At 70.3% G+C, this 25,730-nt stretch carries 31 protein-coding genes and 1 pseudogene; 17 read left to right on the top strand and 15 right to left on the bottom strand.

The features are described from left to right. Positions 1-282: 282 nt before the first annotated feature. Positions 283-1,230, bottom strand: a complete 948-nt coding sequence (locus G6045_RS07095; protein WP_206343348.1) for a DMT family transporter — start codon at positions 1,228-1,230, stop codon at positions 283-285. 103 nt (positions 1,231-1,333) lie between these two features. Here G6045_RS07095 and G6045_RS07090 point away from each other — a divergent pair, with 103 nt between their 5' ends. Beyond that, a complete protein-coding gene (locus G6045_RS07090) occupies positions 1,334-2,239 on the top strand; it encodes a LysR family transcriptional regulator (protein WP_165330959.1) in 906 nt (301 codons plus the stop codon). Positions 2,240-2,272: 33 nt separating this feature from the next. On the opposite strand, the gene G6045_RS07085 is transcribed toward G6045_RS07090, so the two are convergent. Continuing rightward, positions 2,273-2,743: a pyridoxamine 5'-phosphate oxidase family protein gene (locus G6045_RS07085; protein ID WP_165330958.1), complete on the bottom strand. Its 471-nt coding sequence runs from the start codon at positions 2,741-2,743 to the stop codon at positions 2,273-2,275. A 172-nt stretch (positions 2,744-2,915) separates the two neighbouring features. On the opposite strand from G6045_RS07085, the gene G6045_RS07080 reads away from it, so the two are divergent. Next, positions 2,916-3,542, top strand: a complete 627-nt coding sequence (locus G6045_RS07080; RefSeq protein WP_165330957.1) for a cysteine hydrolase — start codon at positions 2,916-2,918, stop codon at positions 3,540-3,542. 53 nt (positions 3,543-3,595) lie between these two features. Continuing rightward, the gene (locus G6045_RS07075; RefSeq protein ID WP_165330956.1) at positions 3,596-4,015 is read left to right on the top strand and encodes an MmcQ/YjbR family DNA-binding protein; all 420 of its coding nucleotides are present in this window, start codon (positions 3,596-3,598) and stop codon (positions 4,013-4,015) included. 51 nt (positions 4,016-4,066) lie between these two features. Here the strand turns inward: G6045_RS07075 and G6045_RS07070 are convergent, their stop codons facing one another. The 3 genes and pseudogenes from G6045_RS07070 to G6045_RS07060 all read right to left on the bottom strand — a co-directional run bounded on the left by G6045_RS07070 (position 4,067) and on the right by G6045_RS07060 (position 6,144). Further along, the gene (locus tag G6045_RS07070) at positions 4,067-4,585 is read right to left on the bottom strand and encodes a Rieske (2Fe-2S) protein (RefSeq protein WP_165330955.1); all 519 of its coding nucleotides are present in this window, start codon (positions 4,583-4,585) and stop codon (positions 4,067-4,069) included. A gap of 577 nt (positions 4,586-5,162) precedes the next feature. After that, positions 5,163-5,813, bottom strand: a pseudogene (locus G6045_RS41250) (HAD family hydrolase); the annotation flags it as partial. An 82-nt stretch (positions 5,814-5,895) separates the two neighbouring features. Continuing rightward, a complete protein-coding gene (locus G6045_RS07060) occupies positions 5,896-6,144 on the bottom strand; it encodes a hypothetical protein (RefSeq protein WP_165330914.1) in 249 nt (82 codons plus the stop codon). Positions 6,145-6,251: 107 nt separating this feature from the next. On the opposite strand from G6045_RS07060, the gene G6045_RS07055 reads away from it, so the two are divergent. From G6045_RS07055 to G6045_RS07025, 7 genes are all read left to right on the top strand, one after another. Then, positions 6,252-7,118 (top strand): HipA family kinase, encoded by an 867-nt coding sequence (locus tag G6045_RS07055; protein ID WP_165330953.1) that lies wholly within the window; start codon positions 6,252-6,254, stop codon positions 7,116-7,118. Beyond that, on the top strand, positions 7,115-7,489 hold the full coding sequence (locus tag G6045_RS07050; RefSeq protein WP_165330952.1) for a DUF3037 domain-containing protein: 375 nt from the start codon (positions 7,115-7,117) through the stop codon (positions 7,487-7,489). The genes G6045_RS07055 and G6045_RS07050 overlap by 4 nt, the downstream gene beginning before the upstream one ends. A 194-nt stretch (positions 7,490-7,683) precedes the next feature. Continuing rightward, positions 7,684-8,445 (top strand): 3-oxoacyl-ACP reductase FabG, encoded by a 762-nt coding sequence (gene fabG, locus G6045_RS07045; RefSeq protein ID WP_165330951.1) that lies wholly within the window; start codon positions 7,684-7,686, stop codon positions 8,443-8,445. Between the two features lie 17 nt (positions 8,446-8,462). Then, a complete protein-coding gene (locus G6045_RS07040; RefSeq protein ID WP_165330950.1) occupies positions 8,463-9,218 on the top strand; it encodes an SDR family oxidoreductase in 756 nt (251 codons plus the stop codon). Between the two features lie 194 nt (positions 9,219-9,412). After that, positions 9,413-10,969, top strand: a complete 1,557-nt coding sequence (locus tag G6045_RS07035) for an ABC transporter substrate-binding protein (protein ID WP_235967642.1) — start codon at positions 9,413-9,415, stop codon at positions 10,967-10,969. 118 nt (positions 10,970-11,087) lie between these two features. Next, entirely contained in the window at positions 11,088-11,756 is a 669-nt protein-coding gene (locus tag G6045_RS07030; protein WP_165330978.1) for a uracil-DNA glycosylase, read from the top strand. A gap of 156 nt (positions 11,757-11,912) precedes the next feature. Next, entirely contained in the window at positions 11,913-12,386 is a 474-nt protein-coding gene (locus G6045_RS07025) for a hypothetical protein (RefSeq protein ID WP_328707682.1), read from the top strand. Positions 12,387-12,405: 19 nt separating this feature from the next. Here G6045_RS07025 and G6045_RS07020 read toward each other — a convergent pair whose 3' ends face one another. Both G6045_RS07020 and G6045_RS07015 read right to left on the bottom strand, forming a co-directional pair. Beyond that, the gene (locus G6045_RS07020) at positions 12,406-12,879 is read right to left on the bottom strand and encodes a hypothetical protein (protein WP_165330948.1); all 474 of its coding nucleotides are present in this window, start codon (positions 12,877-12,879) and stop codon (positions 12,406-12,408) included. A gap of 74 nt (positions 12,880-12,953) precedes the next feature. Beyond that, on the bottom strand, positions 12,954-13,541 hold the full coding sequence (locus G6045_RS07015; protein ID WP_165330947.1) for a TetR/AcrR family transcriptional regulator: 588 nt from the start codon (positions 13,539-13,541) through the stop codon (positions 12,954-12,956). Between the two features lie 117 nt (positions 13,542-13,658). Here G6045_RS07015 and G6045_RS07010 point away from each other — a divergent pair, with 117 nt between their 5' ends. Next, entirely contained in the window at positions 13,659-14,843 is a 1,185-nt protein-coding gene (locus tag G6045_RS07010; protein ID WP_165330946.1) for an FAD-dependent monooxygenase, read from the top strand. A gap of 83 nt (positions 14,844-14,926) precedes the next feature. After that, the gene (locus G6045_RS07005) at positions 14,927-15,832 is read left to right on the top strand and encodes a Gfo/Idh/MocA family protein (protein WP_165330945.1); all 906 of its coding nucleotides are present in this window, start codon (positions 14,927-14,929) and stop codon (positions 15,830-15,832) included. On the opposite strand, the gene lnt is transcribed toward G6045_RS07005, so the two are convergent. After that, positions 15,756-17,345 carry an apolipoprotein N-acyltransferase gene (gene lnt, locus G6045_RS07000; RefSeq protein ID WP_165330944.1) on the bottom strand — a complete coding sequence of 530 codons (1,590 nt, stop codon included), beginning with the start codon at positions 17,343-17,345 and terminating at the stop codon, positions 15,756-15,758. The genes G6045_RS07005 and lnt overlap by 77 nt on opposite strands. Positions 17,346-17,473: 128 nt before the next feature. Next, on the bottom strand, positions 17,474-18,340 hold the full coding sequence (locus G6045_RS06995) for an SDR family NAD(P)-dependent oxidoreductase (RefSeq protein WP_165330943.1): 867 nt from the start codon (positions 18,338-18,340) through the stop codon (positions 17,474-17,476). Positions 18,341-18,437: 97 nt separating this feature from the next. On the opposite strand from G6045_RS06995, the gene G6045_RS06990 reads away from it, so the two are divergent. Further along, the gene (locus tag G6045_RS06990; protein WP_165330942.1) at positions 18,438-18,893 is read left to right on the top strand and encodes a MarR family winged helix-turn-helix transcriptional regulator; all 456 of its coding nucleotides are present in this window, start codon (positions 18,438-18,440) and stop codon (positions 18,891-18,893) included. 28 nt (positions 18,894-18,921) lie between these two features. Here G6045_RS06990 and G6045_RS06985 read toward each other — a convergent pair whose 3' ends face one another. Both G6045_RS06985 and G6045_RS06980 read right to left on the bottom strand, forming a co-directional pair. Beyond that, on the bottom strand, positions 18,922-19,395 hold the full coding sequence (locus G6045_RS06985) for a nuclear transport factor 2 family protein (RefSeq protein ID WP_165330941.1): 474 nt from the start codon (positions 19,393-19,395) through the stop codon (positions 18,922-18,924). A gap of 184 nt (positions 19,396-19,579) precedes the next feature. Then, positions 19,580-20,632 (bottom strand): aldo/keto reductase, encoded by a 1,053-nt coding sequence (locus tag G6045_RS06980; RefSeq protein ID WP_165330940.1) that lies wholly within the window; start codon positions 20,630-20,632, stop codon positions 19,580-19,582. Positions 20,633-20,796: 164 nt separating this feature from the next. Between G6045_RS06980 and G6045_RS06975 the strand changes: the two genes are divergently transcribed. The 3 genes from G6045_RS06975 to G6045_RS41965 all read left to right on the top strand — a co-directional run bounded on the left by G6045_RS06975 (position 20,797) and on the right by G6045_RS41965 (position 22,386). Next, entirely contained in the window at positions 20,797-21,159 is a 363-nt protein-coding gene (locus G6045_RS06975) for an antibiotic biosynthesis monooxygenase (RefSeq protein WP_165330939.1), read from the top strand. A gap of 74 nt (positions 21,160-21,233) precedes the next feature. After that, entirely contained in the window at positions 21,234-21,944 is a 711-nt protein-coding gene (locus tag G6045_RS06970) for a phosphotransferase (protein ID WP_165330938.1), read from the top strand. Between the two features lie 319 nt (positions 21,945-22,263). Beyond that, positions 22,264-22,386 carry a hypothetical protein gene (locus G6045_RS41965; RefSeq protein WP_268978381.1) on the top strand — a complete coding sequence of 41 codons (123 nt, stop codon included), beginning with the start codon at positions 22,264-22,266 and terminating at the stop codon, positions 22,384-22,386. A gap of 68 nt (positions 22,387-22,454) precedes the next feature. Here G6045_RS41965 and G6045_RS06965 read toward each other — a convergent pair whose 3' ends face one another. The 4 genes from G6045_RS06965 to G6045_RS06950 form a co-directional block, all read right to left on the bottom strand. Beyond that, a complete protein-coding gene (locus G6045_RS06965; protein ID WP_165330937.1) occupies positions 22,455-22,694 on the bottom strand; it encodes a hypothetical protein in 240 nt (79 codons plus the stop codon). Between the two features lie 59 nt (positions 22,695-22,753). After that, complete coding sequence (locus tag G6045_RS06960) at positions 22,754-22,924, bottom strand: hypothetical protein (RefSeq protein ID WP_165330936.1); 171 nt, start codon at positions 22,922-22,924, stop codon at positions 22,754-22,756. Between the two features lie 74 nt (positions 22,925-22,998). Beyond that, positions 22,999-23,874: an undecaprenyl-diphosphate phosphatase gene (locus G6045_RS06955; protein WP_165330935.1), complete on the bottom strand. Its 876-nt coding sequence runs from the start codon at positions 23,872-23,874 to the stop codon at positions 22,999-23,001. A gap of 254 nt (positions 23,875-24,128) precedes the next feature. Then, the gene (locus tag G6045_RS06950; protein ID WP_165330934.1) at positions 24,129-24,869 is read right to left on the bottom strand and encodes a TVP38/TMEM64 family protein; all 741 of its coding nucleotides are present in this window, start codon (positions 24,867-24,869) and stop codon (positions 24,129-24,131) included. Positions 24,870-24,973: 104 nt separating this feature from the next. Here G6045_RS06950 and G6045_RS06945 point away from each other — a divergent pair, with 104 nt between their 5' ends. Next, positions 24,974-25,714, top strand: coding sequence for a DNA alkylation repair protein (locus G6045_RS06945; protein WP_165330933.1), 741 nt, complete (start codon positions 24,974-24,976; stop codon positions 25,712-25,714). Positions 25,715-25,730 lie beyond the last annotated feature (16 nt).

Genomic DNA, 25,730 nt, shown 5'->3' with positions numbered 1-25,730 from the left:
CGGCGCTCACCTGCAGCAAGTAGCGGCGGTACGCGGCAGGGAAGCGGACATCGAGCTCGGCCTCGGCTTCGGCAACCTCCGCCGTGGTCAGCGGGGGCGGCCCGGAAGGCAGGCTCCGGGAGGCCCGGCTGCGTCGGAAGCCTCTCATCGGCCCGCACTCGGTACTGCCGGGAACCCGTCGACGTCGAACATGCTGCCCCCTTGCCCCGTTGCGCGCTGCTCGCCTCTCGACCCTCGAAAGCGCGGCCATCTTAATGGTCTGCGCCGATGCCCCTGAGGCGGCTAGGCCGCCTTGGCCCGCGACTGGGTCAGAGCCGCGCCCGCCAGGACGATCGCCGCACCCACCGGTGTCGACCACGACAGGGATTCGCCGAGCAGGGCCACGCCCGCGGCGGTGGCGATGACCGGGATGAAGTACGTGACCATCTGCGCGGTCGTGGGGCCGATCTCCGCCACGAGGCCGTACTGGAGAAGCACCGCGAGGCCGGTTCCGAGGGCGCCGAGCGCGATGACGGCGAGCAGTGGCAGGACCGGGAAGCCGGTCGGCATGGAGGTGAACAGCGGGGTGACGAAGGCCAGTTGCGCGGTGGCGAGCAACAGCTGTGCACCCATGAGGGACAGATGCGACTCGGTGCTGCCCGCGAGTGTGCGCCGCACGTAGATCCAGCCGATCGGATAGCTCAGGGAAGCGGCGAGCGCCATGGCCGTGCCCGCCGCGTCGATGCCCTGGAAGCCCTGCCAGGCGCCAAGCACCGTCAGGACGCCGAGGAAGCCGAGACCCAGGCCCGCCACGCGCCGGCGGGTCGGCCGGTCCTCGGAGAGCGCGACCATCGACAGGGCCATGCCCCACAGCGGCGAGGTCGCGTTGCAGATGCCGGCGAGCGTCGACGGGATCGTGAGTTCCGAGTAGGCGAAGAGCGAGAACGGCAGGGCGTTGAGGAAGAACGCCGCCACCGTCAGATGTCCCCAGGTGCGCCACCCGCGCGGCAGCCCCTCGCGCCGCACCAGCATCGCCGCGGCGAGGACCAGGGTGCCGAACAGGAGCCGTCCGAAGGTCACTTGGAAGGGTGCGTAGCCATGCGTACCCACCTTGATGAGCAGAAAGCTGAAGCCCCAGATCAAGGAGAGCACCGCGAAGCGGAGCCGCCAGTCGAGCGTGCGCCGAGGCGTGGACGCGGGCGCGGTGGTGGAGGTGCGGATACGGGTGCGGGAGGCGGAGGCAGTGGCCATGACCTCTACGATCGTCCCCGCGATCTCGTAGCACAAGCGAGATTTGTTACGAGGGATGGATTAGCATCGCTTACATGTTGACGGGCGAGCCAATGGAGCGGACATGCTGAACCTCGAGCGTCTGCGCACCCTCGACGCCCTCGCCCGGCACGGCTCGGTGAGCGGGGCGGCCGCGGGGCTGCATGTCACGACCTCCGCCGTGTCGCAGCAACTGACCAAGCTGGAGCGCGAGATCGGCCAGCAGCTCATCGCCAAGAACGGGCGCGGTGTGCGCCTCACCGACGCCGGTGTGCTGCTCGCCGAGCACGCGGCGCGGATCATCTCGCAGGTCGAGTACGCGCAGTCGGACCTGGAGGCGCACCGCGGCCAGGTGGTCGGCGAGCTGCGTATCGGAGCCTTCCCGACCGCGGCCCGCGGCCTGTTCCCGCTCACCTTCCTCGCGCTGCGCAAGGCGCACCCCGGCCTGGTGGTGCGCTCGCAGGAGCTCGAACCGGCCTTCGGCGTACGGGCGGTGGTACGCGGCGATCTCGATGTGGCCGTCGTCCTCGACTGGTACAACAAGCCCCTCCCCATGCCCGAGGGCCTGGCCAAGGCCTCCCTGCTCGACGACCGGGCCGATGTGGTGCTGCCGGCGGGCCACCGGTACGCCGACCGCGCCGAGCTGTCCCTCGAAGAGCTCGCCGACGACGAGTGGATCTGCTGGCCCGAAGGCGCGTTCTGCCAGGACTGGCTGCTCTACACCCTGCGTTCCAAGGGCGTGGAGCCGCGCATCGGGCACCAGGCCGAGGAGCACTCGACCCAACTGGCCCTGGTGGGAGCGGGGTTGGGGGTGTGCGTCACCCCGCGCCTGGGGCGCGGCCAGGCGCCGGACGGCGTGCGCGTGGTGCCGTTGCGTCAGAAGATCGCCCGCCATGTGTACGCGGTGTGGCGCACGGACGCCGACCGCCGACCCTCGATCAGGGCGGCGGTCGACGCGCTGCGGGAGGCGGGGGAGGTGGCGGAGGCGTGAAGCCTCGGCCGCCTGGTGCCGTGAGCGTGGGCCTCAGTGCAGTTCCGTCAGCTTCCGGAAGTCCCACGAGGCGATGGTGTCCGGTGTGAGCCGCACCCACGCATGCCGTCCGTCGTGCGGCATCTGGTCCATGCCGAAGTTCTTGCGGGCGAACTGCTTCTCGATCTCGTCGAGTTCGGGACACGGCTCCCCGACCCGCGGCTCCTCACCGACGAACTCCACCGAACCGGCCAGCTCCACTCCGCGCAACTCGCCGTAGTCCTCGCCGGCGTCCACCACGACCGCGATGCGCCGGTCCGCGCGCAGATCTGCCCAGCGCTTGCTGCGGGTGATCGAGTACAGCCACAGCGAGCCACCGTCCCAGGCGAACCAGAGGGTGCTGGCGTGCGGTGCGCCGTCCGCGGAGACGGTGGCCACCCGGCAGGTGCGCTGTTCGGCGAGGAAGGCGTCCAGTTCCTCCCGCGTCATCATGATCCGCCGGCCCCTGCGTTGTGTCACGCTCATCCGTGTTCCCCTCCGTGCCTTCGGCTCCATGGTCCGTGCACAGAGGCATTCCTGACTCTGCGTCAGAAAATCATGGGGTCTCTTCCGCCGGTACGCAATGGGGGTTACCCTCGCGCCGACTTCACACGGTCCGCGCGCCGTGTGCCGGCCGACGCTGCGTCAGGAGGGCCAGATGGCCAGGGAAACGCTCGCCGAGCTGCTCGATCCCGCCACCACCGTACTGCTCACCAGCGAGTGCCAGCAGGGCGTCGTGGGCGAGGAGAGCGCCCTGCCCGAACTGGCCGAACAGGCCCGCTCCTCGGGCGCGCTCACCAACATCGCCCGCCTCGTCGCCGCGGCCCATTACGCCTCGGTCCAGGTCCTGCACGCGGTGGCCGAACGCCGCCCCGACGGACGCGGCTCCAACCACAACGCCCGGCTCTTCCACGCCGTTTCGCGCCTTCCCGTGCTGCAGATATCCGGCACCAAAGCGGTCCGGATCGCCCCGCCGATCGAGGTCGCCGAAGAGGATCTGGTCGTCCGCCGACTGCACGGTCTGTCGCCGATGGCCGGCACGGACGTGGACGCGCTGCTGCGCAACCTCGGCTGCCGCACGCTGATCGTCACAGGGGTGTCGGCCAATGTCGCCATCCCCAACACCGTGTTCGACGCCGTCAACCTGGGCTATCGCGTGGTGGTGCCCGCGGACGCCATCGCGGGCGTGCCCGCCGACTACACCCCGCTGATGATCCGTAACACCCTCGCGCTGATCTCGTCGGTCACCACGACCGACGAGATCCTCGCCGCTTGGAAGGGCTAGCACCACTCGTGGGCCGGTGGCCGCCGGCCGTGCGGAGTCGCTAGGGTCGAACCATGTCCAGTCCCGGAGACGTGCCGCCGGAGATCCTGGATCGGCTGCGGTCGATCTGCCGGCACCTGCCCGAGTCGTACGAGGAGCCGGCCTGGATCGGCATGCGCTGGCGGATCCGTACGCGGACGTTCGCCCACCTCTACGCGCCGGATCCGGATCGCCACCCCGTCTACGCCCCGTATGCGACCGCGGACCAGGAACTCGTCGTGGTGACCTTCCGGGTGCCCGCCGACGATCTGCTCGGCCTGACCATCGACGGATTCCCGTTCCTCCGCGCCGGCTGGGGCCACAACGTGGTCGCCGCCGTCCTCGGTGAGCACACCGACTGGACCGAGCTCACCGAACTGATCACCGACAGCTACTGCGGGATGGCCCCGAAGTTCCTCGCCGCCCAGGTCGCTCTCCCGCCGCCGATCGGCTGACCGGCGGCGGGCGGCGTGGCCCGGGGTCGCTTCGAGGCCCCGGAACGTTGCTCAGCCGAGCTTGATCGAGTCGCCGTCCACCGTGATCTGCGCGGCGGGCAGCGGCTTCGGGGCCGGTCCGCCCTTCACGCTGCCGTCCTCGATGCTGAACTTGGAGCCGTGGCACACACAGTTGATGGTGCCGCCCGAGACGTCCTTGACCCCGCAGCCGGCGTGTGTGCACTTCGAGGAGTACGCCTTGAAGTCGCCGGCCGACGGCTGCACGACGACCACGCCCTGGTCCTTGAAGACCGTGCCGCCGCCCTCCGGGATGTCCGCGGTCTTGGCGAGCTCCTCGCCGCCGCCCCCGCCGCCCTCGGTCGGCTGGTCGGAGGCCTCGCCCGCCGGCTCCTGTGCCTCGTCCGAACCGCCGCCGTCATCGGAACCTCCGCAGGCGGTGAGCGCAACGGCAAGGCCCGCGACACCCACCGCCGAGACGACGGTGCGCCGTGACGGGCACCCGCACCACTGCGTCCCCGCCTCCGGCTCCGCCGACTCGACGGGGTGCTGGGGCTGCTGCGTAACGGTCATCCTGATGACTCCCCTTGGCGGTCCTGCGCCGGTCGTCGGCGCATGGGCCGGAGCTCGGCCCGTATCGGAATCCTGTCCTCTCGTACGGCCGCAGTCGGGAAGTTGTTCAAACCGCACCGAAATCTTCGCCCGGCCGGGTGCCTACTGGAGGCGGCCCCGCAGGCGCTCAGGCGGAGGGCTCGTCGGGCTTCGGCTGCTCGGACTGGGCGCCCTCCGGGCCGGCTTCCTCGCCCGAGTCCGTGCCAGAGTCACCGGGGCCGGGTGCCGCGTCGTCCTCGGAGGACGTGCCCGGCTCGTGAAGGTCCCAGGGGTCGCCCTCGCGTGCCTGCTGGTCGGGCAGGTCACGCGGCACGGCCTCGGCTCGCTCGCCGGGTCCCTGCGGCAACTCGCCGCCGGGGACCGGGTGTTCGGGTCCGTCGGTGTCGTCCCCTCCCTGGCCGAGGCCCGTTTCCAGGTTGTCGTCCGGTACGGCCTCGGGGGTTTCGTCCTGCTCGCCCACCGTCTCGTCCTGTCCGCTCACCGTGCTCTCCTCTCGTGCGCCCGAGGGGCTTTCGTTCAGCTGGTCTTCTCGTACGCGCAAAGGGCTCTCGTCCAGCCGGTCCAGCAGGTCCGCCGTGTCCTGGTACACGACCGCCGCGCCCGCCTCTTCCAGTTCAGCACGCGGGATGCCCCCCGAGAGCAGGGCCACGCACGGGATACCCGCCTGCCCGGCGGCCCGGACGTCCCAGACGGAGTCGCCGACGAACACGGATCCTTCCGCCGGGGCACCGACCAGCCCCAGCGCCTTGTGCACCGGGTCGGGCGCGGGTTTGCCCTCGTCCACGTCGTCCGCGGACGCGGTCTGCGCGATCACGTCGTCGGCGTCGATCGCGCGCCGCAGCGCCTCGAGCTCCTCACCCGAGGCCGAGGTGACCAGGACGATCACCCAACCCTTTCCCGCGAGGGTGCGCAGCAACCGAGCCGCGTCATGGAAGGCGTGCAGGCGCTCGAAGTACGGAGCGTAGAGCGCCTTGTGCGCGGCGCTGAGCTGCGTCTTCGTTTCGTCGTCGGGCGTCTTGCCCGTGAGGTGCTCGATCAGATCGACCGAGGGCAGGCCGATCGCCCGGTGGACGGCCGCCATCGGGATGTGATGGCCGCACTGACGCAGCGCCTCCGCCCACGCCGTCGTGTGCAGATAGTTGGTGTCGACGAGGGTGCCGTCCACGTCGAAGAGTGCGGCTCGCTTCATGGTGTGCTCGTTTCTCACTGGCTGCGCAGGGGTCTCGGAAGCCTGCGGCCGGCCGTCCCAGGTGCCGGTCGGGGCGTGCGGATCAGGAGCCGTCCTGCGAGTCCTCGCCGGATTCCTGGGCCTGTTGCTGCGCGCGCTGATTCGGCGTGAGAGTGTCGCCGGCCTCGCCTTCGCGGCCCCACTTGCGCCGGCCGCCCGAGGGGGAGCCCGTCTCTGCCTCCTCGAGTTCGATCAGGGCCTGGTCGACGGCCGAGTCACCGCGGGGAACGTTGGGCCGGCCATGCTGTTCGGCCTCGGGTTCGTCCGTTTTCTTCCTGTTTTCGTCGGTCATCCGCGCCGGGTACCCCGCGATGCGCCCGGAACGCCCCGCCGCCGTCGACCGCAGGCCGTGGGGCACGCCTGTGATCGCCCGGTCCGAACGCCGGATAGCTTGGGCGCATGCTCACGGAAGTCTCAGCGACCCGCTACGTCACCCCGCTGCGTGAAGGCGGATCGCTCCCCGGACTTGTCGAGGCCGACGATCTCGGCCTCTACGTCATGAAGTTCACCGGCGCGGGACAGGGCCGCAAGACGCTCGTCGCCGAGGTGATCTGCGGCCGGCTCGCGGACCGGCTCGGCCTGCGGATTCCGGGTCTCGCGCAGATCCGGCTCGACCCGGTGATCGGTCTGGGGGAGCCCGATCCGGAGGTCCAGGGGCTGCTCAAGTCGAGCGGTGGCCTCAACCTGGGCATGGAGTTCCTGTCCGGCGCCATCGGATTCGACCCGCTCGCCCACGAGGTGTCGGCCGAGGAGGCCGGGCGCGTGGTGTGGTTCGACGCCCTGATCAACAATGTCGACCGCTCCTGGCGCAACCCCAACATGCTCCTGTGGCAGGGCGACCTGTGGGTGATCGACCACGGAGCCTCGATGATCTGGCACCACAACTGGCGCGGCGCGGCGACCTCGGCCGCCAAGCCGTACGACGCCTCGGACCACGCGCTCGCTGTCTTCGGACCGGACGTGGCGGGCGCGGCTTCGGCGCTCGCGCCCCAGGTCAGCGAGGAGCTGCTGCTCGAGTGCGCCGCCGACGTACCGGATGTGTGGCTGGCCGACGAGCCCGGCTTCGCCGACCCGGACGAGGTGCGACGCGCGTACGCGACCACGCTGCTCACCCGCGCGCAGGGGCTCGAGCAGCGCATCACACTCGGTACGCCGGCCGACCTGCCGAAAGCGCCGGCCGACCGGTCGGCAGCGCAGGCCGAGCCGTCGAAGTCGAGCGGACGGGCGGGACAGTCCGCGCCGGCCGGGTGGAGGGAGTCGCGGTGAGCGAGCGGGACGTCTTCGAATACGCGCTGGTGCGCGTGGTGCCGCGGGTCGAGCGCGGCGAGCTGATCAATGCCGGGGTCGTGGTCTACTGCCGCGCCAAGTCCTACGTGGCGGCGCGCACCCACCTCGACGAGCACAAGCTGCGGACCCTGGACCCCGCGGCCGATGTCGAGGGCGTACGGGCCGCGCTGCGGGCGGTCGAAGGGGTCTGCGACGCCGCAGGTCAGGCCGCCGGGGACAACCCCGGACAGCGCTTCCGCTGGCTGATCGCACCCCGCTCGACGGTGGTGCAGCCGGGACCCGTGCACACCGGTCTGACCGCTGATCCCGAGGCCGAGGTGGAGCGATTGCTCGACCTTTTGGTGCGCTGAGCGGTGCGTCGAACGGCGTGCTGAACCGCCGCGAGCAGATGTGATGTGAAGCCCTGGCACCCGATGGGCCGTTGACACCGGGTGCCAGGGCTTCTAGCGTCACGTCTGCTGAAGGTACTAAGCGGTCGCTCATTCAACCGCGCGGTCCACGGCAACCGCAGGAGCCGCACCCCCGAGGGCGAGGAGAACCCAGCATGTCCAGCACCGAGCAGCGCGTCGCCGTAGTCACCGGCGCCGCACGAGGCATTGGCGCGGCGACCGCCGTACGCCTGGCGGCCGAGGGCCGCGCTGTGGCCGTGATCGACCTCGACGAGGCGGCCTGCAAGGACACCGTCGAGGCCATCACCTCGGCAGGCGGCAAGGCCATCGCGGTCGGCTGCGACGTCGCCGACGAGGCGCAGGTCGAGGCCGCCGTCGCGCGGATCGCCGACGAGCTGGGCGCGCCGACGATCCTCGTCAACAACGCCGGCGTCCTGCGCGACAACCTGCTCTTCAAGATGAGCGCGCTCGACTGGGACACCGTCATGAACGTGCACCTGCGCGGTGCCTTCCTGATGACCAAGGCCTGCCAGAAGCACATGGTCGACGCGGGCTTCGGCCGCGTCGTGAACCTGTCGAGCTCCTCCGCGCTCGGCAACCGCGGCCAGGCCAACTACTCGGCCGCCAAGGCCGGTCTGCAGGGCTTCACCAAGACGCTCGCCAAGGAGCTCGGCAAGTTCGGCATCACCGCCAACGCCGTGGCCCCCGGCTTCATCGTCACCGAGATGACCAAGTCCACCGCCGACCGCGTCGGCATGGGCTTCGAGGACTTCCAGAACGCGGCCGCCACGATGATCCCGGTGCAGCGCGTCGGCAACCCCGACGACATCGCCAACACCATCGCCTTCTTCACCGGCGAGGCGGCCGGATTTGTCTCGGGCCAGGTCCTGTACGTGGCCGGCGGACCGCTCGACTAGCGCTGAGGAAGAGAGACATGACAGTGCAGGACAGCGGAAAGGCCGCGCTCGTCACGGGCGGGAGCCGCGGTATCGGTTACGGCGTCGCCGAGGCGCTCATCGCCCGCGGCGACCGGGTGTGCATCACCGGCCGCAACGAGGATGCCCTCAAGGAAGCCGTCGACAAGCTCGGCGCGGACCGTGCCATGTACGTCGCGGGCAAGGCGCACGACGAGGCCCACCAGGCCGTCGCCGTCGAGCGGGTCATGGAGGCGTACGGGCGGGTCGACTTCCTGGTCAACAACGCCGGTACGAACCCGGTGTTCGGCCCGATGGCCGACCTCGACCTCAATGTCGCGCGCAAGGTGTACGAGACCAACGTCATCTCGGCGCTCGGCTTCGCCCAGCAGACCTGGAAGGCCTGGCAGTCCGAGCACGGCGGCGCGATCGTCAACATCGCCTCCGTCGCGGGTGTCGCGCCTTCGCCGTTCATCGGCGCGTACGGCATGAGCAAGGCCGCCATGATCAATCTGACGGTGCAGCTCGCGCACGAGTTCTCGCCGAAGGTGCGGGTCAACGCGATCGCGCCCGCGGTCATCAAGACCAAGTTCGCCGAGGCCCTCTACGAGGGGCGCGAGGAGGAGGCCGCGGCGGCGTACCCGCTGGGCCGGCTCGGAGTGCCCTCGGACATCGGCGGCGCGGCCGCGTTCCTGACCTCCGACCAGTCGGACTGGGTCACCGGTCAGACGCTCGTGGTCGATGGCGGAATCTTCCTCAATGCGGGCGTCGGCTGACGAACCCGTCGCGAGGCCGCGTAAGTGACGTACGCGGATAACCGGAATCGTGCTCAAGTGCCCTGTCGTTCCTGCGGGTTGGAACGGCGGGGCACTGCGATATGGTCGCCCGACTCTGGCATGTCCGAGCGAGGAGCGTGCACGTGTTCAACCGGGCCCCAAGACGGCTTACGAGCCTGCGTACGGCCGCGGCCATGGCGTCCATATCCCTGGTGGCGGGGTGCGGACTGGTTTCCTCGGGGGAGTCCGAGGAGAAGAAGGCGATCGTCGTGGGTACGACGAGCGCGCCGTCCACGCTGGACCCGGCGGCAGCCTGGGACGGCTCGTGGGAGCTGTTCCGGAACGTCTACCAGACCCTGGTCAGCTTCCCCAGCGGCAGCGCGGCCCCCGAACCGGACGCGGCCGAAACCTGCCGTTTCACGGACAGCGAGAACAAGACGTACCGCTGTGAACTGCGGGACGGCATGAAGTTCTCCGACGGCGACGCGATGGACGCCGCGTCCGTGAAGCACTCCATCGACCGCATCCGCACGATCGCGGTCAAGGGCGGACCCGAACCCCTGCTCGACAGCCTCGACCGGGTGGAGACCCGCGGCGACAAAGAGGTGATCTTCCACCTCAAGAAGTCCGACGCCACCTTCCCGTTCGTGCTCGCCACCCCCGCCATGTCGATCGTCGACCCGGACGACTACCCGGCCGACAAGCTGCGCGACGCACGGACGATCACCGGCTCAGGACCGTATCTGATCCAGTCGTACAAGGTCGCCGCCAAGGGGCGGCCGGTGGAGGCCGTGCTGGCCGAGAACCCGCACTACGAGGGCCCGGCGGAGCGCAAGAACAGCGCGGTCACCATCCGGTACTACCAGGACTCGGCGGCCATGGTGGGCGCGCTCAAGGCCAAGAAGATCGACGTGACCTTCCGCGGTCTCGCCCCCACCGACATCGTCGATCTGGACGCGCAGCAGGCCGCGAACGGGCTGCAGTTGGTGGAGGGCGCGGGCATGGAGATCCGCTACCTCGTCTTCACGCAGAAGGACAAGTGGACCCGTAACCCCGCTGTCCGCAAGGCCGTCGCGCAGCTGATCGACCGGGCCGCGATCAGCCATGAGGTGTACGAGGGCACGGTCGAGCCGCTGTACTCGATGGTGCCGAAGGGCGTCACGGGCCACAACGCGGGCTTCTTCAACTCGTTCGGCAAGCCGGACGCCACGAAGGCGAAGGCTCTGCTCACCGAGGCGGGGATCTTCGAGCCCGTACCGCTCACGCTCTGGTACACCACCGACCGGTACGGATCGGGCACGAAGCCGGAGTTCGACGAGATCAAGCGGCAGTTGGAGAAGCCGGGCCTGTTCAAGGTGACCCTCAAGAGCAGGCCCTGGGTGACGTACGAAGCGGGCTACCGCAAGGGCGAGTACCCAGTCTTCGGACGCGGCTGGTTCCCCGACTTCCCGGACCCGGACAACTTCATCGCGCCGTTCGTCGGCCCGAAGAACGCGCTCGGCACGCCGTATCCCTCCCCGGAGATCACCGACAAGCTGCTGCCCGAGTCGCGGCGCGAGAGCGACCGTGGCGCGGTGGACGACGCGTTCGAGCGCGCCCAGGACATCCTCGTCGACGACGCCCGGCTGCTTCCGCTGTGGCAGGGCAAGCAGTACATCGCGGCCAGCGAGGAGATCGCGGGCGGCGAGCAGGCGCTCGACCCTTCGACGATCATGATGATGTGGGCGCTGGAGCGGAAGACGAGCTGGTAGAAGCTCTGATGGGGGTGGGCGGCGCAGGCGTTGTCAGTGGCCGCCGGTAGGTTCTTGGGTCTACGCAAGTGACCGCACACCGGAGGTTGTTGACGTGACGGACCAGGCCTACGCCGCCATGCTCCCCGAATCCTGGCAGGGCGTGCTCGGTGAGGAGCTCGAGCAGCCCTACTTCAAGGAGCTCGTCGAGTTCGTGGAGGACGAGCGCGCGAAGGGGCCGGTGTACCCGCCGCGCGAGCAGGTCTTCGCGGCGCTGGACGCGACGCCGTACGACCAGGTCAAGGTGCTGGTCCTCGGTCAGGACCCGTACCACGGCGAGGGCCAGGGGCACGGCCTGTGCTTCTCGGTGCGTCCCGGGGTGAGGACCCCGCCGTCGCTGCGCAACATCTACAAGGAGATGCAGGCCGAGCTCGGCACCCCGATCCCGGACAACGGCTATCTGATGCCGTGGGCCGAGCAGGGCGTACTGCTGCTCAACGCGGTGCTGACGGTGCGCTCCGGCGAGGCGAACTCGCACAAGGGCAAGGGCTGGGAGAAGTTCACGGACGCGGTGATCCGAGCCGTGGACGCGCGGCCCGACCCGGCGGTCTTCGTGCTGTGGGGCAACTATGCGCAGAAGAAGCTGCCGCTGATCGACGAGTCGCGCCATATCGTCGTCAAGGGCGCGCACCCCTCGCCGCTTTCGGCGAAGAAGTTCTTCGGCTCGCAGCCGTTCACGCAGATCAACGAGGCGATCGCGGCCCAGGGCCATACGGCGATCGACTGGACGATCCCCAGCCTGGGCTGAAGCGCGGCGGCGGTGGCGGTGGCCCTGCGCCGCCACCGCTCGCGAAGGCTTCCGGCGAGCCGCGCCCTCGTGAGACCTGGATTGTCAGTGGCGGCGGATAGCGTCATCGGCAATTGATCGTCATACGAGCGTTGTCGTACGAGCACGGAGGACCACGTGGCCGACCACCAGGAGCAAACGACGGCCGACCCGGTCATGGCACGCGCCGGCCAGGCCGTCATGCTGCACCACGGCGGTGACCGCGAGGAGGCCCGCAAGCGCCTCCTCGACCTGTGGCTCGAGGTCGGTGAGGACGGCGACGCGCTGCACCGCTGCACCATCGCGCACTACATGGCGGACACCCAGGACGATCCGGCCGACGAGCTGGCCTGGGACCTGCGGGCGTTGACCGCCGCGGACAGCCTCACGGACGAGCGGGTGGACAACCACCACGCGGGCCTGGCCGTCCGCGGCTTCTATCCCTCGCTCCACCTCAACCTGGCCGCGGACTACCAGAAGCTCGGCCGTGACGACGAGGCCCGCGGGCATCTGCTCTCGGCCCAGAAGTCACTGGGCGCCCTCGGCGACGACCCGTACGGGGACGGGATCCGGGCGGCGGTGCGACGGCTGGGAGATGAGCTGGGGCTCTAGAGCTCCTCGCGGCGTCGGCTCAACCTCCGTAGGTGTTCCGGCAGATCTGCGCCTGCGGGCTGTCGGACGGCCAGCCGCCGTACTGCTCGCCGAGCGCGCATACATCCACCGACGGCTGCGCCGGAGGTTCCTGTGCCTGCGGCCGTACGGAGCCGGTGTCCTTACGGGGCTCGGCACCCGGTGCTCGTACGGCATCCGTCCCTGATCCCCGTACGGCAGCACGCGTCGATTCGCGTACGGCATCGGGCCGCACGGCCGGAGTCCGTACGGTCCCGGGGCGCTGCTGCCGCTGCTCCTCGGCGTGGATGCGCTGGAGCGCCTCGTGGGCCGGGGCCTGCACGATCCGGTGCTCGGCGCCGTCCTTCGCCGCGGGCGCCGAAGCCGGGCCCGGTGGGGTGGCGGTCGGTGCGGCGGGCGACCGGACGGCGACGCAGCCGGAGACGGCCGTGACCGTGAGGGAGACGAGCAGCGCGGCTCGGGTGGTTCGATGCACGCGCGCAACTCTGCTGGTTCCGTGCACTTTTGGGGAGCTGACGAGCGCAGGTTGCCCCACATGGGTGAGGGCGCTCAGCGGTGGTCGAGCATTCCGGCCAGCAATTCGTTCATGCCGAGCGTGAGCTCCTCGTGCGTGGGCGCCGAGGCGTGGAACGAGCCCGCGGCGCAGGAGAACATGACGCCCTCGCACCAGGCGACGAGCGAGAGGGTGTGACGCTCGGGATCGGCCGAGCCCGCCGCGCGCAACAGTGCCGTGATCGGCTCACGGAAGCGCCGGCCCGCCTCGTCGTAGAAGGCCCGCAGCTCGGGGCGCCGCGTCGCCTCGAGCGCCAACTCGTAGCGGGCGACCATCAGCTGCGGCTGCCGGGTCAGATAGCGGTGCAGGGCCAGAGCGAGCCCGGCGGCGACCACGTCCGTGCCCGGTGCCGGCATCTCCTCCGGCGTGAGCACCTGCGCCTCGCGCTCGGCGAGCCGCTGTACCGCCGCTTCGAGCAGGGCGAGCCGGGTGCGCGCATGGTTCGAGGTCGACCCCTGCGGCAGGCCGGCCGCCTCGTCGACGGCCCGGTGCGTCAGCCCGCGCATCCCCCGCTCGGCGAGCAGGTCAAGTGCGGTGTCGGCGATGAGTGCGGCGCGCGGGGCGCCGGTCTTTGGTGCTGCCATGACGGCCACCCTACCCGTTTCCACTACATGTGTAGTACGGTCATGGTGTACGGACTACAGCTGTAGTGCCGGGAGGTGCGTCCTGCCCACCGGCTCCGGCGGACCCGAGGAGTTCCCATGTCCCGTGCCCTTGTCATCGGTGGCGGCATCGGCGGCCTGACCGCCGCGATCGCCCTGCATCAGCGCGGCTGGACCGTCACGGTCCTGGAGCGCGCCGCATCGCTCGAACCGGTGGGCGCCGGTATCGGGCTCTCCCCCAACTCGCAGCGGGCCCTGGACGTCATCGGCCTCGGCGACCAGGTCCGTGACCTGGGCGCCTGGCAGGGCGGACAGGGCGGAATGCGGTCGCCGAGCGGGCGCTGGCTGGCGCGTACCGATGTCGCGGAGATGGCGGACAAGTTCGACGGATCGCTGGTCGCCGTGCACCGCGCCGATCTGGTCGACGTGCTCGCTTCCGCGCTGCCGGAAGGGGTGCTGCGCACCGCGAGCGCGGCCCGCCTGAGCGCCATGGGAGGCCCGGGCCGGCCGGCGGTCGTCACCACCGAGCACGGCGAGTACGAGGCGGAGCTGGTCGTCGGCGCCGACGGAGTGCGTTCGGGCGTGCGGGGTGTGCTCTTCCCCGAGCACCCCGGACCCGTCTACTCGGGATACACGACCTGGCGGGTGGTGGTCCCCACCCCGCAGGAGGCGTTCGCGCCGCACGAGACCTGGGGCAGGGGACGGATCTGGGGCACCCAGCCGCTCAAGGGCGACCGCACCTACGCCTACGCCGCCGCCCGCGCACCCGAAGGCGAACGCGCTCCCGACGGTGAACTGGCCGCACTCCACCGCCTGTTCGCGGGCTGGCACCACCCGGTCCCGGCGATCCTCGCGGCTGCCGAGCCCGGCCAGGTGCTGCGCCACGACGTCCACCACATGGCCACGGCCCTGCCGGCCTACCACCGGGGCCGGGTCGCACTCCTGGGCGACGCCGCGCACGCGATGGTGCCCATGCTCGGGCAGGGCGGCAACCAGGCCATCGAGGACGCCATCGTGCTGGCCCACCATGCGGGCGACGCACAGGACCCGAAGCTGGACCTGGACGCGTACACACGCGACAGGCTGCCGCGCACCATGGGGATCCTGCGACAGGCGGCCAGGACCGCGCGGCTGGAAATGGTCAGCAGCGTCCCGCTCGTCGCGGCCCGCAACGCGCTGATCGCCACGGCCTCGCGGCTCGGCCCGAACCTGATGCTCAAGAGCTTCGAGTCCATCGCGGACTGGCAGCCGCCGCAGGCCACGTATGCTGCAAAAAGTCGCTGAGCAGGCCGGCGTCGTGCGGGTCAGTGCAGGTCAGTGCAGGTAGAGGTAGGCCATCAATGCAGGTCGAGGCAGGGAGAGTCATCGTGAAGGTCGGTTGCATCGGTCTGGGAGACATTGCCCAGAAGGCCTATCTGCCGGTGCTGACCACCCTGCCCGACACCGAGCTGCACCTGCAGACCCGCAGCCCCCAGACCCTTGAGCGGGTCGGAGCCACCCACCGCATCCCCTCCGAGCAGCTGCACGCCGACCTCGACTCGCTGCTCGCGGTGGGTCTGGACGCGGCCTTCGTGCACGCGCCGACCGCCGTGCATCCCGAGATCGTGACGCGGCTCCTCGAAGCGGGCGTGGCCACGTATGTCGACAAGCCGCTCGCCTATGAACTGGCCGACTCCGAGCGGCTCGTGGAGCTCGCCGAGGAGCGCGGTGTCTCGCTCGCGGTCGGGTTCAACCGGCGCTACGCACCTGGCTACGCGCAGTGCGCCGAGCACCCGCGCGAGCTGATCGTGCTGCAGAAGAACCGGGTCGGGCTGCCCGAGGACATCCGCACCATGGTGCTCGACGACTTCATCCACGTGGTCGACACCCTGCGCTTCCTGGTCCCCGGGCCGGTCGACGACGTCACGGTGCGCGCCCGTGTCGAGGACGGTCTGATGCACCATGTGGTGCTCCAGCTGGCGGGCGACGGCTTCACCGCGCTCGGCATCATGAACCGCCTGAGCGGTTCGACCGAGGAGATCCTCGAGGTCTCCGGACAGGACACCAAGCGCGAGGTCCGCAACCTGGCCGAGGTCATCGACCACAAGGGGCAGCCGAGCGTGCGGCGGCGCGGCGACTGGGTGCCGGTGGCGCGCCAGCGCGGTATCGAGCAGGTGGTGCTCGCGTTCGTCGACGCGGTCCGCGCCGGCAAGCCGCTCAGCGCCCGGGATGCGCTGGCGACTCATGAGCTGTGCGAGCGGATCGTGCGGAGCGTGTCGGAACAGGCTGCCTGAAGGCCCGGGCGCCTTCGAAGGCGAGCAGGAGCGCGAGGACGGTCAGGGCCGCGTACACGGCCCAGTCCCCGAGGCGTACGAACGGGGTCGTGCCCGAGGTCAGCCTGATGTCGTACACCCCGGCGGCGCGTTCGTCGGTGCCGAGTGCTTCGCCGATACGGGAACCGTCGGCGGCGTACACCGAGGAGACGCCGGTCAAAGTGGCGTGCACCATGGGGCGGCCGTTCTCGGCGGCGCGCATCGCCGCGAGCGAGGCGTGCTGTCCGGGTGCCCAGCTGGCCTGGAACGTCGACGTGGCCGACTGGGCGAGCAGCAACTGGGCACCGCGGCGGGTCAGTTGGCGGCTCATGTCGGGGAACGCGGACTCGAAGCAGACCAGCGGGCCGACCGTCCAGCCTTCGCCGATCGGCATCACCACGGGCGCGGTGCCGCGCCTGCGGTCCTCCCCGGCGGCCTCGCCGACCGAGGTGGCCCAGCCGAGCAGGGACCGGGCCGGCACGTACTCACCGAACGGTACGAGGCGCATCTTGTCGTAGCGGTCGCCGGTCGGTCCGTCCGGCCCGATCAGGACCGAGGACTTGAAGATGCCGGGCTTGTCGGAGCGGCGTGCGTCCACGTTCACGAGGATCTCGGCGCCGAGCTCGCGGGACAGGCGCGCGAGCCGGTCGGCGAGGTCCGCTCGGGTGGCGAGGTCATGGCCGACGCTGCTCTCACCCCAGACGACCAGGTCCACATCACGGCCCACGAGGGTGCGGGTCAGTGCCTCCTCGCGGTCGAACCGGTTACCGCTCGCGCCCAGTCCGTTCACGATGCCGGGCTGGACGAGGGCGACCCGTATGCGGCCGGCCTCCTGGGGGCGCGGCGCCCAGGTCCAGGCGGCGGTCGTGACGACGGCGACGAGCGCGATGCCGGTGATCGCCGGGACACGCGCGGGCGGGTGGGCGAGCAGGAGCACCACTCCCGTGTTCACGGCGACGATCGCCAGCGTGACCAGCCAGACGCCGCCCACGGAAGCGAGCCGCAGGGCCGGTTCGAGCTGCCACTGGCTGGATCCGAGCAGCCCCCAAGGGCCGCCCAACCCCTCCCAGGACCGGACGAGTTCGACGACCAGCCAGGCCGAAGGGAGCACGGCGAGCGCGGCCGCGGACCTTCTGCGGGACGGTGCGCCGCCGAGCAGGTGCCGTACGAGCCGGCCCCAGGGCAGCCACAGCAACCCGAGCAGCGCGGCGATGACCACGGTGAACACATGGAGGTTCGGGGCGAGCCAGTGATGCATCGCGAGCATGAACCCGGTCCCGCCCAGCCAGCCGTCGAGACCGGCCCGCCGGCCGCTCGGCGCGGAGCGGACCAGGAGCATCCACGGTACGAGCGCGACCCAGGCGAACCACCACCAGTTCGGCTCGGGGAACGCGAGCGCGGGCAGCGCCCCCGCCGCCACGGCGGCGAGAGCGCGCCACCAAGGGGAGCGAAGCCGCCGCGCGAAGCCCTCCCGCGCACCCGCAGAGCCGGCCATACCGCGCCTCCCTCGCCCCCGGACGCCGGTCGATGGGTCCAGTGTGCGTGTTCGGGACGATCTCGGACAGAGTGCGTGAGGCCTGGTCTGTCCGGCATCCGGCAGATCACCCCGCCGCCTTGCCGTGCTTACCGGAAGCTGTGGACGAGTTCGTACGTCGCCTCCCATAGAGCGCGCTGGACTTCTTCGCTTCGCCCGGGCTCGGGGCACTCCAAGGGCTGGGCGGTCCTGGCAGCGAAGTAGCCACCGGAGCTGTCGGCAAACTCGGGTGCGGTCGCGAGCTTCACGATGATGTCGGCTCCCTGCTGGGGATCGCCGATCCGCAGCGCGGTGAGGACCTTCTCCAGGGCTCCGGCGAGCGGGAGTTCACGCCCCAGGCCGGTGGCGTTGAAGCCCGGGCAGCAGCAGGTGACCGCGACGCCCGTGCCGTCGAGCTGACGGCCGAGTTCCTGGGTGAACATGATGTCCATCAGCTTGGTGCGGCCGTACAGCGGGCTCGATCCGCGGCGGGTGAAGTCCGCGATGTCGGTGAGATCGCCGCGCGGGTCGACGGTGTCGGGGCGCTTCGAAGCCCGCGAGGCGACCGTGACGATCCGTGCGGGGGCGGAGGCGATGAGCCGGTCGCGCAGGGTCTCGGTGAGTACCCAGGGTGCGAGGTAGTTCACGGCGGTCATCTCGGCATAGCCCTCGGCGGTGACCCGCTGGGAAAAGGCGTGCAGACCCGCGTTGTTGACCAGCACGTCGATCCGCGGATAGCGCGCGGCGATCTCCTCACCCGCCCGTCGCGTCTCGGCGAGCAGGGACAGGTCGGCGAGGAAGACATCGACAGGGGTTCCCGGCGCGGTCCGCTCGATCTCCTGGCGCAGCGCCTCGGCTTTCGGCTCGCTGCGGGCGATCACGCCGAGGCGGGCACCCTTGCGGGCCAGGTCCAGTGCGGCTAGCCGGCCCATGCCGTTCGTCGCTCCGGTCATGACGATGACGGGCTGCGCGCTCATGGGGGCTCCCTGCTCAAGGTAACGTTGAGGTACCTCATCAATGTAGCAGTTGGTGAGGTACCTCACGAAGTGTCTATGGAGAGCCCCCGGAGGGATCATGGCCATCAGCGACCGCGAGGTCACCGCCGTCGACGTCGGACTGCGCTACCTCTCGCTGGGGTACCGCCTGCGCAAGGCGGTCGACGACAGCATGGCGGCCGGCGGGCTGTCCCTGGCACGCACCAAGGTCTTGCAGGTGGTCGAGCGCCGAGGGGTGATCAAGCAGACGGCGCTGGCCCAGGAACTGGGACAGGCCGCCCGGTCGGTCACCCAGTCCGTCGAAGCGCTGGAACGCGAAGGGCTGGTCGAGCGGGCGGCGGACCCCGGCGACGCCCGCTCCAAGCTGGTGCGCCTGACCCCGGCAGGCGTCAAGGCGCTGGCCGCGGGCACCGCGGCAGGGGAGCGGGCACTGCGCGAAGCGTTCGGGGCGATGGGCGGCGAACAGCTGGCCGACCTGAGCCGGCTTCTCGACTCGCTGCAGGCGGGCCTGCCCTCGACCGCCGGAGACCGTTGACGGCGGCTCCCGTGGCGCAGGGCACCGCCTAGTCGAGGCCTTCCCTGGTGGGCGGCTTCATGCGGCGCCACTTCTCGTGGACGACAAGTTTCGAGATGCGCCAGCCCACGTGCGTACGCCGCAAGGTGAAGGCGTAACGGGCGCCGCATTCGAGGTCCGGCGGGCCGCCGTCGTCGCCCATCCGCATCGGGTTGTACATGTCGGCCTGGGCGGTGGCCGTGTCACCGGCGTTGCCGTCGAGCGCCTCGAAACGGATCTTCCGGTTGACGATCAGGTGCTGCCGCATCGCGAACAGCTGCAGCGTCTGCTCCAGCCAGGCGGCCATCTCCTGCGCCGTGCCCTCCTCGCCGCCGGAGGAGGTGTAGTCGGCCCGGCCGTCCTGAGTGAAGATCTCGGGATACGCGGCCCAGTCGCCGTCGTCGACGATGTTGGCGTAATCGGTGATCAGTGAGTCGATGGCCAAGCGGTCCAGCAGATTCGAGAGATCCACGCGCTGCGTCATCGGGTCAGTCTCGGGGGCGCCGGTGCCGTAGCCAAGAGGCGTGCAGGGATCAGGTGTTGGGTACGTCGGGGGCGGCGGTGTCGTTGCGCAGGGGGTCGGCGCGGCCAGGGGGAATTGCTCGGCCCGGCCGGGTGAACGATGAGCCGCCGGCCACCCGTTCACCTCGCCCCGGCCGGGTGAACGATCAGCCCGTAGCGGCCCGTTCACCGGTCGGGCGGCGGCGCAGGGCGGGGTCGGTGAGGGCCGGCGGCTGCCAGACGCCGTCGGCCCGGTAGAGATCGGTTCCGGGCGCCACGATCTCGTCGATACGGTCGAGCGCGGCGTCGTCGAGCAGCAGCTCGGCTCCCTCGAGCAGCGAAGTGAGCTGGTCCATCGTGCGCGGGCCGATGATGACCGATGTGACGGCGGGGTGGACGAGCGGGAACGCGACGGCGAGTTCGGGCAGGGTGCAGCCGATGTCCTCGGCGAGCGCGACGAGTTGCTCGACGGCCGCGAACTTCGCCGCGTTGCCCGGGACGGCCGGGTCGAAGCGGTGCGGAGTGAGCTTGGCGCGGCCGGTGGTGAGGTCCACGGGCCGGCCCGCGCGCTGCGCACCCGAGAGGAACCCGGACGCGAGCGGCGACCAGGTCAGCACGCCCATGCCGAGACGCTGTGCGGTGGGCAGCACGGCCCGTTCGATCCCGCGCGCGAGCAGGGAGTAGGGCGGCTGCTCGGTGCGCAGACGCATCAGACCACGCCGTTCGGCGACGTGGTGCGCCTCGACGAGCTCCTCGGCCGGGAAGGTGGAGCACCCGAACGTACGGATCTTGCCCGCCCGCACCAGGTCGCTCAGGACGGACAGCGTCTCCTCGACGTCGGTGCTGTGGTCGGGCCGGTGCACCTGATAGACGTCGATCCAGTCGGTGTCCAGGCGCCGCAGGCTGTCCTCGACGGCCCTGACGATCCAACGCCGCGAATTCCCGCTCCGGTTGCGTCCTTCCCCGAGCGGAAAGTGCACCTTCGTCGCGAGCACCACATCGTCGCGCCGCCCCTTGAGCGCCTTGCCGACGATCTCCTTGCTCTCGCCGGCCGAGTACATGTCGGCGGTGTCCACGAAGTTGATCCCGGCGTCGAGCGCGGCGTGGATGATCCGTGCGCTGTCCTCGTGGTCGGGATTGCCGACCGCACCGAACATCATGGTGCCGAGGCAGTGGGTGCTGACCTCGATACCGGTCTTGCCGAGCACGCGGTAGCGCATGGTGGGACTCCGTCGGGGCCGGGGCGGGTGGGGCCGTGAGTCTAGGAGTTGGAGTGCGCTCGATGGCAAGCGGTGCGGGTGGGGAGGTGCGGCGGCGCGCCAACGCCACGGAAACGTAAGGGAGTTGTGTGCCCTCTGCTGTTGCCTGCCGATATCCTGAGCTCATGATCGTTCGAATCTGGCGGGGGTGGACGACTCCCGACAACGCCGACGCGTACGAGTCCATCGTCAGCACACAGGTCCTGCCGGCGATCGCCGAACGCGAGCTCCCCGGCTACCACGGCGCCTATCTGCTGCGGCGCCCGCTCGCCGGGGGCGAGGGTGAGGGCCAGACCGAGGTCGAGGTCGAGGTCGAGTTCTCCACGATCATGTACTTCGACTCACTGGACGCCGTACGGCAGTTCGTCGGCGACGACTACGAAGTCGCCCACGTGCCGGCCCAGGCGCGAGCGGTCCTGGCCCGCTTCGACGAACGGTCCGCGCATTACGAGACGTTGCTGACACCGCAGGACACGCGTCCCCGCTGAGGGGTGGCGAGTCGGAGCCGGGATGTCGTCAGGAGCGTCTCGGGCGGGGGTGCGTCATCAGTACGCTTTGTGGCATGGATGCGGAGGAGTTGCTGGGCGTCGGCCGCTCGGCCGATGTGTACGCACTGGATGACGCCTGGGTACTGCGCCGGTACCGGGGCGGTGGTGACGCGGCGGCGGAAGCGGTCGTGATGGCGTATCTCGCCGAGCACGGGTATCCGGTGCCGAAACTTCGCCCGCTCAGCGCCGCCGGAGACCTCGCCTCGACGCGCAGTGATCTGGTGATGGAGCGCCTGTCCGGACCTTCGATGCGCGAGGCGCTGTGGCAAGGGGGGATCACCGGCAAAGCGGCCGGCGTGATGCTGGCGGCACTGCTGCGGCGGCTCCATGCGATCCCGGCCCGGCTCTCGGGCGACGTGGACCAACGGGTGCTCCACCTCGATCTGCACCCGGACAACGTGATGCTCACGCCCGGCGGGCCGATGGTGATCGACTGGGGCAATGTCGAGGAGGGGCCGCCCGGTCTCGACTGGGCCATGTCGGCCCTGATTCTGGCCCAGGTGGCCGTGACCCCCGGCGTGGAGGCCTCCGTCGCGCGGGCGGGCCTGACCGCGATGCTCGAGCGACGCGACCGTACGGTCGATCTGGGCGACGCAGGCACCGGCTTCCTGGCACAGGCCCGACTGCGCAGGGCTGCCGACCCGAACCTGACGAGCCGTGAGGTCGGGGTGCTCGACCGGGCGGTGGAGTTGGTGGTGGAGGTGACGGGAGTCGGGCGGGGGTGAGTACGGAGCGGCCTCCTCTGAGCACCTGACGTGGGGGTGAGTGCGGAGTGGCCTGCTCTGCGCACCTGACGCCGGCCTGAGAGGCTACGGACCATGAGTCGTAGCCCGCGCCGTCCGTGCCCGCATTGCGCCCGCTCGATCGCCGTCGTCGGTGGCGTGCTCGCCCGCCACGACCCTCCGACCACGCTCCGGCACGGACTCACCTCGTGCCCGGGGAGCCTGAAGGCACCGGTCGCGCCTCCACTGCCGGGACAGACGGTTCTCGACGTGGGTGGCGGGGGCGCGTCCCGGACGGCGGGGCAGTTGGGGCTCTTCGAATGTGACCAGGGGTAGGGGCGCTGCGCACCCCTTAGCCGGCGCCGTGGACAAGGCGATCAACGGCCTCGGCTGGACGGATGAGGACGGCGAGTTCGACAAGGGCAAGCTGGGAGAGAGCCTGTAGCGCGCTCTGACATTACGACGACGGCCCCGCTCCCAGGTTCCGGGGCAGGGCCGTTGTCATGCGGTGGGTTAGCCCTCCGGGTCCTCGTAGAACCCGTCCAGCTGTACGTTCAGCTCCGCCAAATCCGGGTGCTCAGCGATCTCGCGCACCTCCGCCTCGGTCAGCAACTCCGTGAGTTTGCGCATGGATCGGGCTGCGAGTCCCGCTTGCGCTGCCATCTCCAGCTCGGCCGCCCTCTTCCGGTGCAGGCCGGCCAGGATGCGGAGCTGTCGCGCCCGAAGCTCGTAGGGGTCGACGTCCTCGCTCATGCGATCTCCTTCGGTGACATGCCCGCACCGTAGTCGGGCGCAGCTACCGGATTCGGCAATCACCGCATCGCGCGCACTGAGGCCGGAGTCCTCGTCGACGTCAACTGGGCCACGCTCCGGAAGGTCTTCGGGCTGGCTCCCCGCAGCAGTACGAGACCACGGTCAACCGAGGTCGCGCAGCGGGACATCGAGGTGAACGCCACCAGCGAGAGTTCGACTTCGCGCCGCATCACCTTCGCCGACGCCCACCTCGACGGGGGCGGTTTCTCGTTTCCTCGCTGAGGGAGGTCGCCGAAGCGCCCCGTCACCCCGCCGATTCCCCCGCGTGCGGGCTCAGCACGCCCATGCCCACCAGGACGAACAGCAGGATGCCGAGGGCGACGCGGTAGTAGACGAAGGGCATGAAGGACTTGGTGGTGATGAACTTCATGAACCATGCGATGACGGCGTAACCCACGACAAAAGCGACGATCGTCGCGAAAATCGTCGGGCCCCAGGAGACGTGGCCGCCCTCGCCCGCGTCCTTGAGTTCGAAGAGGCCCGAGGCCAGGACCGCGGGGATCGCGAGGAGGAATGAGTAGCGGGCGGCCGCCTCGCGGGTGTAGCCCATGAGGAGGCCGCCGCTGATGGTGGCGCCCGAGCGGGAGACGCCCGGGATCAGGGCCATGGCCTGGCAGAAGCCGTAGATGAGGCCGTCCTTGACGCCCAGGTCGTTGAGCGTCTTGCGCACCTTGACCGCGCGGTGGCGGCCACCGGTCTCGTCGCGGGCCGCGAGGCGGTCGGCGATGCCGAGGACGATGCCCATGACGATCAGGGTCGTGGCGATCAGCCGCAGATCGCGGAAGGGGCCCTCGATCTGGTCCTTGAACGTGACGCCGAGGACGCCGATCGGGATCGAACCGACAATCACGAACCAGCCCATCTGGGCGTCATGGTCGCCGCGCAGCTCCTTGTTCGTGAGCGAGCGGAACCAGGCCGAGACGATGCGCGCGATGTCCTTGCGGAAGTAGATCAGGACGGCGGTCTCGGTGCCGATCTGCGTGATCGCCGTGAACGCCGCACCTGGGTCGTGCCAGCCGGCGAACGCGGCGGTCAGGCGCAGATGGGCGCTGGAGGAGATCGGGAGGAACTCCGTGAGTCCCTGGACGAGTCCGAGGATCAGGGATTCGAACCAAGACATGTACTACGCCGTCCAAGTACTGGTCTCGAGCCGACCGGCATAGGTGCGGGCCAGGCGCTGCGGGGGCTGTGGTCCTGGGCGGCCGATGATCCCCGTACAGCGAACGTGAGGGTTCTCGGGTGATCATGCGGTTGCCCCGTGCAGCGTAGCGTCATCGGGCGGGCGCTCCGTGCGCACCCCGGCCCGGACTCAGTGCGTACCCCGACTCGGACTCAGCGCGCACCCGGCCCGCGCTCCACCCGCACCCGGTCCGGTCAGTGGCCGCGCAGCCGGTGGCGCTTGCACCAGGCGACGATCGCCCCGGCAAGGGCCGTCACGGTGATGAAGCCCATCGCGATGAGAAACGCGGGCGAGGTGGGCGTCGACGCCTGGCTGCCGGCGATGACGTAGGCGGCGGTGTTGGGGATCGAGCCGAGCCCGGTGGCCAGGAGGAACGGGGTCCAGCGCATACGGGAGATGGCCGCGCAGTAGTTCGCCGCCCAGAAGGGGACGCCGGGGAAGAGACGGGCCGCGAGCATCGAGCGGAAGCCGTGCCGGCTGAGCTGTCCGTCGACGGCGTGGACGATGCGGCCGCGCAGCAGTGGGCGCAGGGCGTCCTGCCCCAGGAGGCGGCCCAGGCCGAAGGCGATGCCCGCACCGAGCACCGTTCCGGCGATCGCGCCCACGAGTCCCGCCTGTGCGCCGAAGAGCGCACCGGCGGCGAGATTGAGGAGCGGCCGGGGAACGAAGGCCGCCGTGCACACGCCGTACGCGACGGCGAAGAGCACCACCGCGGCCGCGCCGCCTACCTGCGGCGGCCAGCCCTCGGCGAGCAGCCGCTGGGGTTCGAGGACCAGGACGCCGGCACCCGCGGCCGCGAGCAGCAGCCCGAGCAGCCCGAGCCGTGACCACGGCGAGAGCAGCGCTCTGCCGCAGCGGACGGCAAACGCCGCATCGCCGGGGGCAGGCGCCGCGAGCGGGGAGCTCGCCGCAGGTCGCGTGACGGAGTCCAACATCCGGGGAGACTAACCGACAAACCGCACTGATCGCCGTAGTCTGCGTCTCATCCCTGTCTCAAGACTGTGCTGTCTCTGTCTCCTCACTTCATGGGGTACGTGTCATGGGTGCTCGGCGTGCCGCGGCCTTCGCGTCCGGTTCACTTCCGATTCCGGCCAGTGACCTGGCCGATCTCGTACTGGAACGACTGGTTCCGGCGTACGGGAAGAGCGCGGATACGCAGAGCGGTGAGCGGATGGCCGCGTATATGAAAGGGGTCACCCCCTTTCTCGGGATTCCGTCCCCCGAGCGCAAGGCGCTCTCCAGGACCGTGCTCGAAGGGCTGCCGCGGCCGGACGAGACGGACTGCACGGCCGTCGCGCTGCGGGCCTGGCGGCTTCCCGAGCGGGAGTACCACTATTTCGCCGTCGACTATCTGCGCCGGTACGTGAAGTCCTGCTCGTCCGGCTTCCTGCCGGTCGCCCGGCATCTGGTCTCCACCGTCCCGTGGTGGGACACGGTCGACGCGCTGGCCTCCCATGTTGTCGGCGGGCTCGTCGCGGCGGACGCGCGGCTCAAGGGCGACATGGACGAGTGGATCGAGGACGACGACCTCTGGATCGCGCGTACCGCTCTGCTGCACCAGCTGCGCTACAAGGACGCGACCGACATCGACCGCCTCTTCGGGTACTGCCTGCGGCAGAGCGGGCACCCGGACTTCTTCATCCGCAAGGCGATCGGCTGGTGTCTGCGGGAGTACGCGAAGACGGATGCGCAGGCCGTACGGGACTTCGTGACCGAGCATGAGCGACGTCTCGCGCCGCTGTCCGTGCGGGAGGCCCTCAAGAACATCGGGCGCCGGTAACAGTGGATCGGTAACG

Source organism: Streptomyces mesophilus, from assembly GCF_011044995.1.
Classification (GTDB): domain Bacteria; phylum Actinomycetota; class Actinomycetes; order Streptomycetales; family Streptomycetaceae; genus Streptomyces; species Streptomyces mesophilus.
This window is presented reverse-complemented; position numbering and strand designations above follow the sequence as displayed.